At 49.2% G+C, this 17,166-nt stretch carries 15 protein-coding genes; 5 read left to right on the top strand and 10 right to left on the bottom strand.

Annotated elements, in window-relative coordinates:
- The first annotated feature begins 133 nt into the window (after window positions 1-133).
- The gene (locus SNR34_RS23240; protein ID WP_486180263.1) at window positions 134-1,213 is read left to right on the top strand and encodes an ABC transporter substrate-binding protein; all 1,080 of its coding nucleotides are present in this window, start codon (window positions 134-136) and stop codon (window positions 1,211-1,213) included.
- 96 nt (window positions 1,214-1,309) lie between these two features.
- Here the strand turns inward: SNR34_RS23240 and SNR34_RS23245 are convergent, their stop codons facing one another.
- Window positions 1,310-2,668 carry an amino acid permease gene (locus SNR34_RS23245; RefSeq protein ID WP_236421142.1) on the bottom strand — a complete coding sequence of 453 codons (1,359 nt, stop codon included), beginning with the start codon at window positions 2,666-2,668 and terminating at the stop codon, window positions 1,310-1,312.
- A gap of 297 nt (window positions 2,669-2,965) precedes the next feature.
- On the opposite strand from SNR34_RS23245, the gene sigK reads away from it, so the two are divergent.
- On the top strand, window positions 2,966-3,667 hold the full coding sequence (sigK, locus tag SNR34_RS23250) for an RNA polymerase sporulation sigma factor SigK (RefSeq protein ID WP_236421123.1): 702 nt from the start codon (window positions 2,966-2,968) through the stop codon (window positions 3,665-3,667).
- Window positions 3,668-3,788: 121 nt separating this feature from the next.
- Here the strand turns inward: sigK and SNR34_RS23255 are convergent, their stop codons facing one another.
- The 5 genes from SNR34_RS23255 to SNR34_RS23275 all read right to left on the bottom strand — a co-directional run bounded on the left by SNR34_RS23255 (window position 3,789) and on the right by SNR34_RS23275 (window position 8,980).
- Window positions 3,789-5,030: an MFS transporter gene (locus tag SNR34_RS23255; protein ID WP_343262678.1), complete on the bottom strand. Its 1,242-nt coding sequence runs from the start codon at window positions 5,028-5,030 to the stop codon at window positions 3,789-3,791.
- Between the two features lie 37 nt (window positions 5,031-5,067).
- Complete coding sequence (locus SNR34_RS23260; protein WP_236421125.1) at window positions 5,068-5,991, bottom strand: ADP-ribosylglycohydrolase family protein; 924 nt, start codon at window positions 5,989-5,991, stop codon at window positions 5,068-5,070.
- Window positions 5,992-6,322: 331 nt separating this feature from the next.
- Window positions 6,323-7,228 carry a hypothetical protein gene (locus tag SNR34_RS23265; protein WP_486180264.1) on the bottom strand — a complete coding sequence of 302 codons (906 nt, stop codon included), beginning with the start codon at window positions 7,226-7,228 and terminating at the stop codon, window positions 6,323-6,325.
- A gap of 151 nt (window positions 7,229-7,379) precedes the next feature.
- A complete protein-coding gene (locus SNR34_RS23270) occupies window positions 7,380-8,036 on the bottom strand; it encodes a YkyA family protein (protein WP_486180265.1) in 657 nt (218 codons plus the stop codon).
- A gap of 41 nt (window positions 8,037-8,077) precedes the next feature.
- Window positions 8,078-8,980, bottom strand: coding sequence for a polysaccharide deacetylase family protein (locus tag SNR34_RS23275; RefSeq protein WP_486180266.1), 903 nt, complete (start codon window positions 8,978-8,980; stop codon window positions 8,078-8,080).
- A 234-nt stretch (window positions 8,981-9,214) separates the two neighbouring features.
- Here SNR34_RS23275 and SNR34_RS23280 point away from each other — a divergent pair, with 234 nt between their 5' ends.
- The gene (locus tag SNR34_RS23280; protein WP_486182506.1) at window positions 9,215-10,153 is read left to right on the top strand and encodes a DMT family transporter; all 939 of its coding nucleotides are present in this window, start codon (window positions 9,215-9,217) and stop codon (window positions 10,151-10,153) included.
- Between the two features lie 13 nt (window positions 10,154-10,166).
- Window positions 10,167-11,003: a sulfurtransferase gene (locus tag SNR34_RS23285; protein WP_486180267.1), complete on the top strand. Its 837-nt coding sequence runs from the start codon at window positions 10,167-10,169 to the stop codon at window positions 11,001-11,003.
- An 80-nt stretch (window positions 11,004-11,083) separates the two neighbouring features.
- Here the strand turns inward: SNR34_RS23285 and SNR34_RS23290 are convergent, their stop codons facing one another.
- The 4 genes from SNR34_RS23290 to SNR34_RS23305 all read right to left on the bottom strand — a co-directional run bounded on the left by SNR34_RS23290 (window position 11,084) and on the right by SNR34_RS23305 (window position 16,181).
- A complete protein-coding gene (locus SNR34_RS23290; RefSeq protein ID WP_486180268.1) occupies window positions 11,084-11,545 on the bottom strand; it encodes a hypothetical protein in 462 nt (153 codons plus the stop codon).
- Between the two features lie 47 nt (window positions 11,546-11,592).
- Window positions 11,593-11,934: a hypothetical protein gene (locus tag SNR34_RS23295; protein ID WP_486180269.1), complete on the bottom strand. Its 342-nt coding sequence runs from the start codon at window positions 11,932-11,934 to the stop codon at window positions 11,593-11,595.
- Between the two features lie 891 nt (window positions 11,935-12,825).
- Window positions 12,826-14,958, bottom strand: a complete 2,133-nt coding sequence (locus SNR34_RS23300) for an RHS repeat domain-containing protein (RefSeq protein WP_486180270.1) — start codon at window positions 14,956-14,958, stop codon at window positions 12,826-12,828.
- Window positions 14,955-16,181, bottom strand: a complete 1,227-nt coding sequence (locus SNR34_RS23305; protein ID WP_486180271.1) for a hypothetical protein — start codon at window positions 16,179-16,181, stop codon at window positions 14,955-14,957. The genes SNR34_RS23300 and SNR34_RS23305 overlap by 4 nt, the downstream gene beginning before the upstream one ends.
- 506 nt (window positions 16,182-16,687) lie before the next feature.
- Here SNR34_RS23305 and SNR34_RS23310 point away from each other — a divergent pair.
- Window positions 16,688-17,071, top strand: coding sequence for a hypothetical protein (locus SNR34_RS23310; RefSeq protein ID WP_486180272.1), 384 nt, complete (start codon window positions 16,688-16,690; stop codon window positions 17,069-17,071).
- Window positions 17,072-17,166: the final 95 nt, after the last annotated feature.

The following is a 17,166-nucleotide window of genomic DNA, read 5'->3' on the forward strand; positions in this document are numbered from 1 at the left end:
TTCCGTTAGATATGAATACATTTGACTTCCAAAATCAATAACGCTGCATTTTCCTCTTTACAACGCATTTTCTCGGATTATAATTGAGAATGATTATCTTTGTCAATTCAAAAAAAGAAAAGGGGATCATCCAATGTCGAACATTGTATTCAGAAAAACGGCGCTGCTCTGCTTGAGTCTTATGCTTGTCCTGCTCGCGGCATGCTCCAATGCAGCATCCACCAGCACCACCGAAAAAGACGCCGACACGGCAGCTTCTTCCGCCACAGCAACGCCAACCGAAACAACAACGGAAACGGTTGGCAAAACGACCTATCCGCTCACCATTGAAAACTTCACGATCTCCGGCGAAGGCGGCGAATGGAAGCCGAAATCCCAAACGTTCGAAAAAGCGCCTGAACGCGTCGTGGCCAACACCCAATCGGCAGCCGAAATGCTGATCAAGCTAGGCTTGACCGATAAAATGGTCGGCGTCGCCGCCCTGTACGGCACGGTTACCCCTGACGTGGCGGACGAATTTGCGAAAATTCCGGTATTGTCCAAGGACTATGTCGGCAAAGAGCTCGTTGTCGGGGCCAACCCGGATCTCGTCCTGGGTCGCGGCGACCTGTTCGCAGATGCCGATTGGGGCGTAGGTACGGTGGATGGTCTGAACGAAATGAACATTCGCACATTCCTGCAAACAACCAACCACAAAGGAACACTCGACAGCCTGTACAACGACATCAAGCAGCTCGGCCAAATCTTTGACGTACAAGCCAAGGCGCAAGAGTTCACGGACAGCCTGAAAGCCCGCGCCGAAGCGATCAAAGCCGGCGTGGCCGCTCAGCCTGAACGCACATTTGCTTATATCGTTCCGGCGACCGAAGATTCCGTTACGGTGAGCAGCATGGCAAACGACACGTATCAGTTGGACGCGCTCAGCCTGTTGAAGCTGAAAAACACATTTGACGGGGTACAAGGCGAAGTGAGCGTGGAGCAGCTGATCACCGCCAACCCGGATTACCTGCTGCTGTCCGGTTATGCCGGTTCCCCGGATTTGGACAAGCTGGTCAACAATCTGTACGCAAACCCGGCGTTCCAAAGCATGAATGCCATCAAAAACAAACAAATCTACGTCACCGACTTCAGCCAGTTCTGGGGTTACGGCTATCAAATTTTCGACGGCATCGAGAAGCTGAAACAGGAAATGGACGCAAATCCGATCAAATAATCGATCTTGGCATGCAGTCATCAAAAAGAGCAAGAGGAAACGCAATTCCCCTTGCTCTTTCTTTCATTTCAAACCCCGGAATCCGATCTTATCCGATCAGCGTCTTGCCTTCCCATTACGCATTCGGAAAGCATAGATGCCGAGAAGAAGGACAAACCACACTGGCGTGACAAACAATGCCGTTCGCGTATCGTCCGCCAATGCCAGAATGACCAGCACAAACGCCAGAAATGCCAGGATGACGATATTGGAGAACGGGTACAGCGGCAATCTGAACGGATTGTTCCTGGCCAGCTCTGGCCGGGTACGGCGGTATTTCCAATGGCAAATGACCATGATCCCCCATACGAAAATAAAACATACGGTGGAAACACTCGTCACCAGCGTGAATACCCCTTCGGGCATAATATAGTTCAGGACAATCGCGATCAAAATGACGGAGGTGGAGAAAAATAAGGCATTGGACGGGATCTTCCGTCCATTCAGACGGCCCGTCATACGCGGAGCATTGCCGTCTTTGGCCATCGAATAGATCATGCGGCTTGTACTGAAGATGGCGCTGTTGCATGCCGAGGCTGCCGACGTCAGCACGACGAAGTTAACCACGCCTGCGGCGGCTGCAATCCCCACTGCGGCGAACACTTGCACAAAAGGACTCTCGCTCGGTACGATCGCGTTCCAAGGATAGATGCTCATGATAATCAGCAGCGCACCCACGTAGAAGATGAGCACCCGGATCGGAATCTGATTGATTGCCTTCGGAATGACCTTCTGCGGGTCACGGGTCTCTCCTGCCGTCAGGCCGACAAGCTCCATGCCAACAAACGCAAAAACGACCATTTGGAACGACAACAGGAAGCCATGCGCCCCATGCGGGAACCATCCGCCGTGAGCCCACAGATTGGTAAAGCTCGCGGCCCCTTTGTCCGTGGTGAAACCCTGAATGATCATGTAAAGACCGACGACGATCAGCGCAACGATCGCCAGCACCTTGACAAGCGCAAACCAGAATTCCATTTCCCCGAACAGTTTTACGGTAGCCAGGTTCATCAGCAGCAGAATCACAAGCCCGATGAGTCCCGGCATCCATTGGGGAACTTCCGGAAACCAGAATTGCGTATACAGCCCCACCGCCGTAATGTCCGCCATCGCGATGGATACCCAGCAGAACCAATACGTCCATCCCGTAACGAACGCGGCCGTATTTCCCAGGTAATCACGCACGAAATCCACGAAGGAATGATACTGCAAATTGCTCAATAACAGCTCACCCAGCGCCCGCATCACGAAAAACAATACGATGCCTGTGATGATGTAGGCGAACAGAATGGAAGGCCCCGTAAGCTGGATCGTTTTCCCGGCCCCGAGAAAGAGCCCCGTTCCGATTGCACCCCCAATCGCCATGAGCTGGACATGCCTGTTTTTTAATCCTCTCGTTAACGTTTCTTCCTGCATGGTTGCAATCACTACTCTCTCTCTTTCTTTCTGTACATGCTCTCTTGGTTGTAAAATAGTTTATCCATTATCATATAATAAAAGAGGCGGAATACCTATCATTTTTTTCATGCTCGCACCGTCCTAACAGACATCCCATTTTTAATATTCAAATTCAGTTTAAGCCTTCTTGCAAGCGAATCCGCTCCTTTTTGCGGCGTACATGCACTTCTGGGCAACCGCCTACATACAATAGATCGACCCTGTTCCTTCACATGCTCAGGCCAGATCGTTGTAAAACTGCAGGAGGTGTCACCCGTGCCCGGATTATTTACTGCCATTGCCCTGTTTATCAAAGAGTTAACGCTGCTTGTATCGTATGTCAAAAACAACGCCTTCCCCCAGCCCCTCGCCGAGGACGAGGAAGCCAAGCATTTGCGCCTCATGGCTGAAGGCAACGCCCACTCCCGCAATCTGCTGATCGAACACAATTTGCGCCTCGTCGCGCACATTGTGAAGAAATTCGACAATACCGGCGAAGACCTGGAAGATCTCATCTCCATCGGCACCATCGGTTTGATCAAGGCGATCGAAAGCTTCCAGCAAGGCAAAGGGACCAAACTGGCTACATTCGCAGCCCGCTGCATCGAAAACGAAATTCTGATGCACCTTCGTTCGTTAAAGAAAACCCGCAAGGACGTTTCCCTTCATGATCCGATCGGTACCGATAAAGAAGGCAATGAAATCACCTTAATTGATATCCTCGGAAGCGAAGCCGACGACGTCGTTGACAAGGTGCAGCTAAAAATCGAGAAAAGCAAAATTTATCGCAACCTGGACATTCTCGATGACCGTGAAAAAGAAGTCGTGATTGGCCGTTTCGGCCTCGAAGCAGGCGGCGAGGAGCGCACCCAGCGCGAAATCGCCAAGGAACTGGGCATCTCCCGTTCTTACGTCTCCCGCATCGAGAAACGGGCGTTAATGAAGCTTTATCACGAATTTTATAAACAAAAGAACTAAACGACAAAACCTCCGCTCCACGAAGACCCGTGGTAACGGAGGTTTTGCCATAGAATCAGATGTTATGCTGAGGAATACCGGGTATGCTCAAACTCGCCTCTATGTCATGCCGTACACAAATTTAGTGGACAGGCACCGTCTCCGTCCCGTCTGCCGTTTCCGGAAGCCCTTTTTTGCGCTCAGTGGCCACGCTAAGCAGCAGTCCGAGCAGCCCGAGGGCGGCAATCGCTGCCCCATAGAGCGGAACCGAGATCAGTCCCGTATGCGTGATCGCCAGCCCGCCAAGGTACGCGCCGCCAGCGTTTCCAAGATTGAAAGCCGAGTGGCTGGACGTGGTCGCCAGGAGCGGAGCTTCGCGAGTCATGTTCATGATGCGAATCTGCAGTCCAGGCATGATGCCAAAAGCAGCGACGCCCCAACAGAAAACGGTCGCAACCCCCAAAATCGGATTGCCGAGCGTCAACGTTAACAGAGCAAGGATCGCGGCCAACACGCCGAAGTTGACGACCAAGGACGGCATAAGCTTCCAGTCTGCCAAACGGCCGCCAACGATGTTGCCCAGCGTAACTCCGACGCCGAACAGCACCAGGATCCATGTCACGCTCTGTTCGGCAAACCCGCTAATGTCAGTCAGGAGCGGCGTAATGTAAGTAAAGACCACGAACAGGCTGCCGGTGCCGAGCGCGCCGACCAACAGTCCAAGCAGTACCTGCGGACGAACCAGATTGCGGAACTGCTGCCCCAGATTTGCCGGTGCCCCCTGCTCAAGCACGGGAATGAAACGAATAATCCCGAGCAGCGACACGATGCCGAGAATCGTGATTGCGCCGAATGAGGCGCGCCATCCCAGCTGCTGGCCGATGAATGTGCCAAAAGGAACGCCGACGATGTTGGCGATCGTGAGCCCTGCCAGCACGACCGACACCGCTGCCGCCCTCCTCTCGGGAGCAACCAGGCGCGTAGCCATCAGCGAGCCAACGCCCAGAAATGTGCCGTGGGCGAAAGCAGTCAAGATCCGGGCCGAAATCAACAATCCGTACGTTGGCGCAACCACGGATAATGCATTGCCTGCGATGAAAATGCACATCAGCAGCACCAGCAGTTTTTTCTGCTGAATTTTATGCGTGAATACGGTAAGCAAAGGAGCTCCGACCGCAACGCCAAGCGCGTACCCGGTGATCAGCTGGCCTGCTTGCGGAATGCTTACGCCCAAATCCTGCGCCACATTGGGCAGCAGCCCCATGATGATAAATTCGGTCATGCCGATGGCAAAAGCGCCGATCGTCAAACATAACAGCGATAACGGAAACGCCCGCTGTTTGCCGGAGCCTTTTCTTGAAGCTGTTGAAGCCGTGTTTTTCATATGATGTTCTCTTCTCCCATCCCGCTTGTCTGTCTCTCTATGTGTTCCCATGCTTCTTCCATAAACCCTGTATCAGGTCATGCAGCGTATCTTTCATGGCCAGCTGCTCGCGCCAGCGCTGCGGGATGCCTTCCACACCGTAATAGGCGCCTGCAATCTGGCCGTATACGGCGCCCGTCGTATCCGCATCGTCGCCGAGATTGACGGCGAGCAGCGCTCCCTCTTCAAAAGAATCGGATCGGTCAAACGCCCAGAGCGCCGCTTCGAGCGAACGAACGACATACCCGCTGCCTTGAATCTGCGGAGGCTCCTTATGACGGTACGAGCCTTGGACAATCTCTTCGATGGCTGGCACATAAGGGCGACCTGCCCGCCAGCGATGCCCCGTCTCCGCATGCAGCATCTGCTGCTTGTCCGCCCCTCGAATGCCGGCGACCAGGATGGCGGCGAGCAGTTCGCACGCTTCCACGCTCTCGGCAGCGGCATGCGTCGTGCGTGAACTCAGCCCCGCATAATGCACGGCATCCTCCGGTACGTGCGCGTACGCCATCGCAACCGGAGCCAGACGCATGATGGAACCGTTGCCTGCCGTCATCGGGTCCGTCGACCCGCTGTAAGGCTCGCCGGTCAACTCGAAACGGTGCAGCGCATTTCGGGTAGCCCCGCCTATGTCGAAGCAGGTGCCCGTGCTGCTCATGTAACCGACTTTGTACCAATTCGTATACCTGCGCATCTGGTCTGCAGGGTCGAAGCTTTCTTTTCGAATCAGACTCTCTGCCAGACACAACGCCATCGACGTATCATCCGTCCATTCGCCTGCTTTCAAACCAAATACGCCCCCGCCAACCATGTCGGTCATCGGTTCGAATGTACCAGGCTTGCTGAACTCCACCGTCGTGCCGAGCGCATCTCCCGCAGCCAGTCCGATCAGACAACCTGCGAAACGATCCTTTTGCAGCATGTCAAGCACCTCCTTTGTTACTGTCAGCTGCCAGGATTGAAGGGTCGAATCGACAATCCATGAACAAAGCTTCTTTTTTATTGTAAAATGTCGAATCGTGTTGATTTGCCCAGCGGGCTCTTTGACTCAAAAAAAATCCCATAAAATACAGCTGGACATAAGTGTATCCGGTTCACTGCTATCATGTAAAGGGCATAGCGCTAATGCGGCCTCCGAAACTTTTACGATACGTGCCATATCAGCGCTAATGACATGCTTAAGAATTAAGAAATACGCAAGAAAACCGGAAGGATTCCATGCGCGATGCATCGTTCCTTCCGGTTTTTTACGATTATTTGGCGATCTCGGCATCGTTCTTGATGGAGTTCAGCGAAGCATATGCCATAGGCAGGAAGCCTTCGGACGGCTCGCCTACCGGTGCATCGATTCGGAAAACGAATCCATGGCCGTCAAGTTCCTTCACGATAAAATACTGCGATTTATGCTCATTCTGGGCCATCATGTAGAGACGGGCATCGGCCATTGGGCCCTTCGCCAGCTCTTCTTTGCTCAGCTCTCTGACTTCCCCCGTCTCCGACAGCTCTTCCTTTGCATCCATTGCCAGTTGATCCAGATTAAAATCCGCAGGCAGCTTTTCAATGTTTACGACGTATTCGGGATCGATCTTCATCGTTAATGCATTCTTGCTCGCGTTAAACGCCATCGGTTCGAACACGTAGAGCGAGTATCCGTCGCCTCTCGTCAAAGTAACCGGGCGCTTTTCCGTCATGCCTTCAACCGTGACTTCAAGCTCTGCTTTCCCGGCCCGGTTCGCGCCTGTGCCGCCATCCGTTCCGCCAGCGGTTGCCTCATCGTCTGTATTGATTTTGGTGATATCCTTCAGCACGAGCTGTTTGGTCGAAGCATCGCCTTCGAACGTTTTTTCAACATATTTAAAATGCACCTTGTCTTCATCATCGATATCGTCGAACAACTTCTGCACGTCCTCGCCCACCTGGAAAGCCATGGCCTCCCCGTTCACGCGAATCTCGACCGTATGCGGATCGGCCCATCCCGTCAAAATGCCTTCTGCCTCAATCACAGCACTTTCTTGTTCTTGCGGCTGCTCCGGTGCCGGCTGCTGCTCTTTCGTATCGTTTGCGGGCGGCTGCATGGCAGGACTGTTGCCACAGGCCACCAGCGAAAAACCCATCATCAAAACGACCAATGATGCACCAAGTTTCATTTTTGCTCCCATATCAACACCTCCGTTAGCTTATACGCATCGCTGCTTGTCCATGTTGCTGACGTCTAATCGGCTGTCTGGAGAATGCAAAATGCTCTTATAGTAACTTACACCGCTGGATGAGGGATCAATCACGAGCCGTCAGCATCCTGATCGGCATACGCTAGCTTGGCTGTTCCATGTTGACCAGCTTGGCGTTGGCGTTATTGAACGCTTTCGTTTGCTGGTTGAATTGTTCCCTTAACTCTGCCAGCTTGCCGTACTCGCTATTGCGCAATCGGATGGCCCGTTTAATCTTCACCAAATTGGGCTCTGCCTTCTTGCGCATCATATCGTATAGCTGCTGGTCGGCATCCAGGCTTTGTTGGTACGCCGCGACATATTCCTCAAATGTGCCTGCTCTGGTCTCATAACGCTCCAGCACCGCTTGCGCCTGGGCAAGTGTTTCCTCTTTTTCAAAGGAAAGCTCTCCAATGGATTCCCGCAGCCCATCCAGCTGCTGCTTCGTCTGCTCCATCACCGCCATGGCCTGATCCAGCAGTTCCCTGCGCTGATCCACATGATCCTGCGCCTGATCCAGCAAGACTTCCAGATTGCTGTTTTTGTTCTTGCCCTTCTGCAGAATCGTTGCATATAACTCCAGATCCTCCCGTTCATGACGGGCAATCTCTTTTAAGCTCTCGTTGATCTGCTGGTCGCCCAGCACCAGCTGATTGATTTGATTCGCTGCCGGTTCTTGCGGCTCGCCGCAGGCACTGACCACCATCATCAGCAGCAGCATGCTCGCAACAACAAGAAGCGCCCTTCCTTTTCTGGCCACTTTCGTCTCTCCTCTCTCGATCTACAGGTCCGTCATGGATGTCACAAACGTGTGTCCCCGCTGAAATTGGCCGTGAAATGCGCATTCGGATCGTATACTTCGAACTCGTACCCTTTATTCTCCAGCAATTTCAGAATGCGCGGCAACGCCTGTACCGTTTGTTCACGCTCGTGCATCAGGATCACTTCCCTGTCCCGGTGCACGGAGCTGCGCACGCGTTCCACGATTTTATCGGGCTGGCCGGGCAGGTTCCAATCGAGCGAATCTACCGTCCAATCCCACATTCTGAATCCGGCCGCGGCAATGTCTCCGCGGAAGGTTTCCCCGATTTGCGGGCTGCTTCCATATGGCGCTCGAATCAAGTCCGGCGTGAACCCGACGATGTCCTTCACCATCTTCTGCTCCTTCTGGAACTCCTTCACAAAGTTCGCGGAGCTGCCGCTCTTGTAGAGCTTTTTATAGTTGTGCGTCATGCTGTGAAGCCCCGGATAGCTGCCTTCTTCCACAAGACGTTTCACCGCCGATTTATGCTGGTTCAGCTGGCTTCCGATCATGAAAAAGGTTGCCTTCGCTTCATGCTGCTTCAAAATGTTAAGAAGAGTGTCCGTATATTCGCTTGGCCCGTCGTCGAACGTTATGTATACCACCTTGCGCACCTGCCCGAGAAACCGGGTAGGCTCCTCTTTGGTGCCTGAAGTCATTTCCATCATACCCAGCCGTGCAGGCTGTTCGATAGCTGCCGTCGGCGGCGGTGCCATGTAACTTTTAACCCAATCGGTCATTCCGGCAAATATGTAGGTTACTCCGAGCACGAACACAGCCAATAGCATGACTGCCGTGATCACTCTGCCGTATCGGATGCGTCTTCGTTTATGCGTCTTTACTCGGCTTGTTCTACTTGAAAAAGTTCCATTCTCTCTCGCTGTCTGTTGTTGAAATCCCACTTCCCGGCCACTTCCTTAACTTCATTTTTTCACGATTATTGGTATATTATATCGGTTCTTGTCTCTATATAGAAGATTAATAGAAAAGAAGACGCGGTGAATGACAGAAAAGTTACAAGGCCGGTTACAATCTGCTTATTTATTTTTCCGGATTCTTTTCCTGTACGGCATTCCACTGTATAATGAATTGATTTAGGCAATTGACAACAAGAAGGAGTTACATTCATGACAAGCTTGAACCGTGCCGGGAAGCCCATCTTCCTGCTGTTTTTTCTCGGCATAATCGCCATCTCGTTTTCTTCCATTTTTGTGCGCTGGTCCTCGGCCGACGTGGCCGTGATTGCCATGTACAGACTGTATCTGACCAACCTGCTGATGCTTCCCTTTGTGTGGAAATACAGGCATGAGATGCTTGGCCTGAAATTCAGGCAGTGGCTGCTGCTGCTTGCTTCCGGAGTCATGCTTGCCCTGCACTTCTTGCTCTGGATGGGCTCGCTTCGACTGACGAGCGTTGCCAGCTCCACCGTCATTCTGGCTCTGGAGCCCATTCTCATTCTGGCCGGCTCGGTGTGGCTGTTCCAAGCTAAAGTCAATCGCATGATGCTCATCGGCATGGGCATTGCCCTGCTCGGGTCGATTGCAATCGGCGCAGGCGATTTCCAGGTGTCCGGAACGGCGCTGAAAGGAGATTTCCTATCCTTGCTCGGCACGATTGCCGTAGCGATTCATATGCTGCTGGGACAATCGTTGCGTTCCGGGCTGAGCGCTTTTTCGTATAATTTCTGGGTGTTTTTCGTTGCCGCAAGCTCCCTGGCGATTTATAATCTGGCCAACGGACATGCGTTTGGCGGTTATGCCGCCAGCGAGTGGGGCATCTTTCTGCTGCTTGCCATCGTGCCTACGCTCTTTGGGCATTACTTGTTCAACTGGCTGCTGAAATACATGAATGCCACCACGGTATCCATGGGCGTGCTCGGGGAACCCGTATTCTCTTCGTTGCTGGCATGGATGCTGCTCGGCGAATCGCTCAGCGCACTGCAAATGTCTGCGGGCGTGGTCATCATTTTCGGGGTATGGATCTTTATCCGTTATGGCAAAACCGAACCCAAACCTGCATCCCCGGATGCTTCTGCGGGACAAGGTTCAGGTATATTAACCAATCAATCTACCTAAGGCGGTGTATGTTATGAAAAATATCGTGTCCATGCGCTGGCTGCTCGCCAGAATGTACGAACCGGATATCGTCATTGTCGACTGCCGGTTCCTGCTCGGCCAGCCGAATGCCGGCAAAGAAGCTTATGACACAGCCCACATTCCAGGGGCGGTGTATCTCGACCTGGAGCAGGATCTGTCCGCTCCCGTTTCAACCCATGGCGGGCGTCACCCGCTGCCCGACCCGGCCGAACTCGCTGCGCGGCTGACCAAAGCCGGCATCGGCTCCAATGCCCGCATCGTCGCTTACGACGATCAAGGCGGCATGAACGCCGCCCGGCTCTGGTGGCTGCTCCGTTACCTGGGCCATGAACAAGCTTACGTCATGGACGAAGGCTTCACGGCCTGGCAAAACGCCAAGTTCCCGGTAACTGCGGACGTGCCTGTGCGGATTCCGTCCACGTTCGATGCGAACGTGCAGCCGCACATGCTTGCCAGCGTAGAGGATGCACAGCATGCCTCGGCGAACGGCTCAGCCGTGCTGATCGACTCCCGCGATGCCCGCCGCTATGCGGGGCTCGAGGAACCGATCGACGCCAAGGCCGGACATGTTCCGGGCGCGGTGAACTATTTTTGGAAAGACGTGCTCGGCCCCGAAGGCCGCTGGCTTAGCGTGGAGCAGCTGCAGGAACGCTTTGGCAACTTGGGTAAAGATGAGCCGATCATCGTGTACTGCGGCTCCGGCGTCTCCGCCTGCCCGAACGTGATCGCGCTGGAAGAAGCCGGATATACAAATGTGAAACTGTATGCCGGAAGCTGGAGCGATTGGATTAGTTATGAGGGGAATCCGGTGGCGACGGGGGAGAGGTAGAAACAGTATATACAATACAAAGGCCCGTGAAGATCGCGGGCCTTTTGGCATTTTCACATCGGCAGTTTAAGTCCAGAATATCAATTACTATAGCTTTTTATATTGGATGCCCTTAGATAGTGCTTTATCTTAGGTAAAACTACATGCTTAAAGTCTGATTTCTGATCGAAAACAACTAAAACTGGTGAATCCTCATCTTCGATCATATAGAACAGATAATCGAACTGAGCCAGTTCGGCGCCTTTAGGAAGAACGATACATCTAAAGAAATTGTCAATCCACATTGCACGCTCAAGATCCGTCTTCGTTTTCGTTTTATACCAAATGATTTCGTTAATATAGCCCAAGTTTACGCCAAGGATAATCCATTCATCACTCACAATCACTTGATTTGAAAGAATGAAATTTTTATCTTCTTCTGATTCATGACATAAATTACTCTCAATCATATGCAAACAGAATTTCCTCGTTCTCAGTACAACAATCAAAGATCGCCAGCTGTTTTTGACTTTATGAAATTTTTTCAAATAAGTATTACTCAAAGTTTGTCCCTCCGAATTTACGGCGCTAAATAAATTTCATCAGGGCGTTATTTAAGTTTCAAAATTGATTTCACTTGATTCAACCCATATGACATTTTTTGATTTATTAAAAACAATAAAGAAGTAATTTCTATATACACCCTGCTATCTTCTGGATTTTGCGCAAAAATTTCATTAGTTTCGTTTAAAATAATTACCTCAAAATCACTTTTTTTAATGACAAAATGATCAGTTAATTCCAACTCTTCTCCTAAAGAAGCGTTATTTAGAAAGTAAACAATGTCACTAACCATGTGTTCTCTAACCTCAATATCCATAAAAGATAATAGCATGTTAACCGCTTTCGCTTTATTCTTATCATAAAATTTTTCAATATCAAACTTGTTCATGTACTCCCCTCCTAATATCATTTAGGATAAACACTCCAAATATTGCTCAGACCAAATCAGAAAGGACCATCGGTAAAGAAATTAACTAACATTGCACCAATAGGTACTGTGCTTCATTAGAGACCTTCTATGATAAAAAAATCGTCTTCTACTTCCCATCGAAAGTAAGCAATATTTTATAAATTCCTTTTTTATCTTGGTTATACATTATAGGAACGATTAAAATCACATGGTTATAGTCATAATCTGGGTAATTATCATTAGTGAAAGAGATGCTTTTAACATAAACTTCTATTAATTCTGGATCAAAGTTTGGAAAAACTTCGTTGAATTCATCTGCATCTTCGATTCTATAATTGTTTATATTTAGCCAGAAGCCATCTATTGCTTTTTGTTCTGCATCAATTTTATTAAAAAATAATCCGAAATGACACCATGTTATTGTCCTTTTGGCAATGGAACAATGTTCCAGTCCCTCGACATTAAAGGACAGCCGGCTAATTAGCCGGCTGTTTAAAAAAACTTACACATGTGGCTCTACTTTCTACCGTCCTGCAGTGTGTTGTACAGCGTTTATAAAGGCTGGGACAAAGTACCATAATACAAGGATGGACACCACTCCCAAAATCATGGTAGATACGTTCAAATTGGAATTCCATTTCTTTATCAGAATGATAAATGAAATAATGTCAATAATTAAGGAAGGTATACCATAAAATAACAATATCGGCATGCCAATCAAGTCTAGTGATTTTTGAAAATTAGATGTTGTCCTTAATAAAAACCATATAAATACGGAGAAATTAATGAACGTAGTGGCGATCCAAATATATTTAATCCATATCGACATTCTGTCACCTCCAAATTCCGTAACTCTTAGAACTATCACTGTCATTTCAGTTTCGGTTCAATATATTTCTTCCATACATTAACATTACTATGCATAGAGGAATGATTTACGATTCCCTGCCCTTTCCAATATAATTCTCTCTCTTTTTCTGGAAGTATGACTTCGATATTTAGAGCATTTTCAAAAGTTCTTTTTGCTTTCGCACTCTTTTTAATGCTACCTCCATTATTTTGAACAATATCATAACTGTTATATACTTGTAGATGTTGCCCAACTTTTGTTGTCAGTTGATATTCACGTACTGGAGTAGCTATAGTGATCAATGTTTCAACATGAACCCCTAAATCAGCCAAATTGTTGGCTACCATAATTGCAACATTTCCCCCGTGACTATGCCCTATAAGTCTGATTGGTTCCGTAGGATCAGATAAGTAATATTTGTATATTCTATCTGTTATATCTTTTGCTGCTTCATCACGAGCTGAAACATTATTATCTCCACTCCAACTTAGTCTCGTAACAGACTCATCTAACATCCCCTCAAGATAACTACGAAAATCCTTAGTCCAAGTATCCTTATCGCTCCATGTCCCATGAATTAACCAAGCGACATGACCACTCGGATCCACATACTTCAACGGATTATTGCTTACATACGAATACAAGTTCAAACTCAACGGATCATTAAGTTCACCTTCGTACGTATCCTCGCCAATAAACCGTGCCATACCAGGATCATACCAACGAGCTCTCAAGTACTGAAGTCCTACCGTCTCGTCCCAATACTCGCCCGCATAACGGAGAACATTCGGAACGGATTCATCCGTTGTGAGCGGGCCTCCCCAGATGTCATACGTGTACTCGTTCAACACTTGTCCGGCCTCATCCACAAGTCCGACCACATCACCGTGCCCATTGAATTGGTAGTATTCCAATTTTCCAGTTTTTTTGTCCTGGCGTGCCCATAGTTGTCCATATAGGTCATAGATATAGGCATAGGTCAGTTCAGCTTTCCCAGAAGTCACTTTAGCTTCCGCCATCAGTTTGGCTTCTTCATCGTAGTAATAACGGGTGGATTTGTCTCCTTCATTGCGTTCATACAGCAAACCATCCCCGTTATAGCTATAGGTTACTGTTTTGCCTTCCCCGGTCGCTTTAACCAATCGATTTTGACTATCATACGTATATTCTGCATCTTTCAGTCCATATACCTTACCGCTGCCGGTACTGTATCGGTTGCCATTGGAATCGTACGTGTATGTTTCCTTCTGTGAACCAGCTTCCGTTTGAATGCGGCTGAGTTCATCATACGTAAACTGATCACTTGTCCCATTTTGAGTTCGGGACGTAATGTTTTTGTTTCCATCGTATTCATAGTTGAATTGATGGATAGCGGTCGTTCCTTGTGAAACGGTGACTCCTGACAGATCGTAACCATCGAACTGATAACTGGTACTAAGGCCTTTGCCAAACGATACGTTTTCCAGCAAACTGTTCGACGCGTAGCTAAAGGTCATTCGATCTACAGGCGTCTGAGCCGATGCTGCGAGTGTTGAAGCGCCCCCTGTTCCCGAGGAGATATCCATGGAAGTGACCCGGTTCATCGTGTCCAGTTCACCGTGTACCCGCAAGGATTGTCCTTTCGCATCAGTAAGGGTATATCCCAAACGCTGCTGGGTATTGTTTTCATACTCCAGCTGGGTACCATCCGAGAAGGTCAGCCCACTGAGCATACCGTCCGTATCACGGTAAGAATAAGTCGTTTTGCCGTGATCATCCGTCATCGACGTTCTACGTCCCATTTCGTCGTACGTATACGATACGGACGTATCCGGGCCTTTGTAACCCGTAAGCATGTTGTCGCTGTTATACGTGTACTCGGTGATCTTCCCGAGCCGATCCTGCTTTTTGATCAGATTGCTTTTTTTATCATAATAATACGTTGTCGCAGAACCATCCAACTTAGGTGGTGTTTGCTTTATGATCCGACCCAATTCATCATACTGTTTGGTTACCCTTTGCCCGTTGGCAGATACCACTTGGGTCACCTGCCCTTGATAACTGTAGAAATAACGGCTGGTTTCTTGTTTGGGCGTTGTTGCCGTTGCGATTTGTCCAAGTGCATCGTACGTATAGGTCGTCCGCTCCCCATTACCATCAATGGAAGCAGTCACGTTTCCGCTAAGATCATACTCGTTTTGTTGCAATGGTACAAATGGCCGTTCCGATATTCCTCTACTGCTGTCGTCCGTCCCAACAAGTCCATTTTCTCACGAGTCTGGTATCCGGAAGCATCCTGAATCGTTACGGTTTGTCCAACAGGATCAATCGTTGTTTTATCCGTGGTTCCATCCGGATATTGGGTCTCTGTCGTTTGCCCAAACGCATTGACCACATATCTCGTCACATTCCCTTCGGCATCTTCCGAAGCCGTCACGTTTCCTTCGCCATCATAAGCATATTTATATGTCGCGTCTGCAGTTTGCTCTTCTACAAGCAAACCTAACGGATTGTAACGCTCGGAAGTCACAATGCCGTCTGGCGATGTGCTTGTAATGATGTTATTGGAATCATCGTATGCGGTCGTCGATTGCGTACCGTCGGCATGCGTAATTTGAACTAGACGCCCTGCCTTGTCGTATTGATTGGTTTCCTGTTCTCCAGCAGCGTTCGTCGTTGTCTCCAGTTCACCGGCAGACGTATAGCTATACAACTCCACCAAAGTTTCTGCTTTGCCAGCAGCATCATGCACGGTCATCGATGTCGATTCCAACAAATGCCCTGCATTCGGTTGATAGCTGAATGTTGCTGTACGATCTTTGGCCAGCGTACCACCTTTGTCGGTTGTGCTAATGACGCGGCCTTTGTCATCGAGCTTTACTTCCGAGTCAGAAAGCACTTGCCCTCCATATCCGTTTTTGGTGGTGGTCTGTATCATGTCTCCTTGATTGTTGTATGTTGTTTCAGTATACCGCTCCAACGTACTGTTCACTTTAGTGGTAATTCGTACAGGTTTGATCCAATGGTAAGGAGCTTTGCCCGTTTCGTACGCATAGGTGGATTCCTGTCCTGTGCTTTGTTTTTTGGACGTCACCATACCGTTTGTATCGTATGTGATAGACGTAGTCAACTTCTCACCAGAACGACCACCCTCGCTCACCCACTCTGTCGTCTGAGTCGGGAGATTTCGTTTCGTTTGGCTATCGTACTGGAACGTTGTGGAATAGGTCACATCATCGCCAGTTAGCGTATGTTGATCTGCGAAAACCAAATCAGGCTTAGCAGCGGCACTAAACGTCTTGGAGAATGTCCAGGCTTCGTTGTCCATGTTGCCGATTGGCCATAAGATTCCAGATCTTCTCAGGAGTGCATTAATGGAGGAACGGCTCTTTCTCATGCCTAAGAAATCAAGGAAACATGATGACCTTATGGACGAAACAAGAGCTGCGAAGATGGTATAAAGCGGAGCACAACATGCAAGAAAGACAAATGAGAGGAAAGAAATAGAAACCGTAGGCCTGTTTGGGCGTAATAATACAAAGTTTAAGAGCTTACAAGGAAAGCCAAGATTTCTGTAACATGTTACCCTTTATAAAATAAATAAAAAGGAGAGGAATAGATATGGCGGATCACCAAACCGGCAAGGATATTTTTCGGGAATGTTGCTCAAGGATTGCTGCGGCCTGCGCGCCATGCGGGTTCAAATATTATAAATCCAGGCGGAGCATGGTCAAGCACGTGGGCCCCTTTACAGCTGAGGTACGTTTTTCAAGTCACTCTTCCAATGTGGCCGGCAGTTATTTGGAGTTTAATACCAATTCCCGAATCATAAATACGGACAGCGGAAAAGTATACTGGGAGATCAGCTTGAGCAGCTTCCGGGACAAAGGCAAGGTATGGAATTTGGCCAAGGAAGCCACCCGAGAGCGGGAACTGGCAGAAATAATCACCTTGATTCAAAATAAGGTCGCTCCATTGATGGACAAGTATGAGACTAATCTTGAGGAGATCCTTGAGGAGGTCATCCAGACTGGATGGTTTTTGCCGCAGGCGAATCCAATGGAATTCTATGTGCTTGACGTTTTAGACCTGGTGGTTGATTTCGGCTCACCTGAACAGATACGTGAATGCGCGCATCGATACATCCGCCACTTATCGGAGGAAATGCAGGAAACCTTCAAGAACGATTATGATGCATATCAACGGGATGGACAGGCTGCAAGCACGATCGCATTTCGCAAATTGATCCCTTTTATGATAAAAAGAAACATTCCCTTGCCGTTGTAAAAGGGAAGAGCGACTGGATTAGTTATATGGAGAATCCGGTGGCGACTTGAGAGAAGTTATGGAAAGAGCCCGCGCTGGACGCGAGCTCTTTTTGT

The sequence above is a fragment of the Paenibacillus sp. XP01 genome (assembly GCF_057364885.1).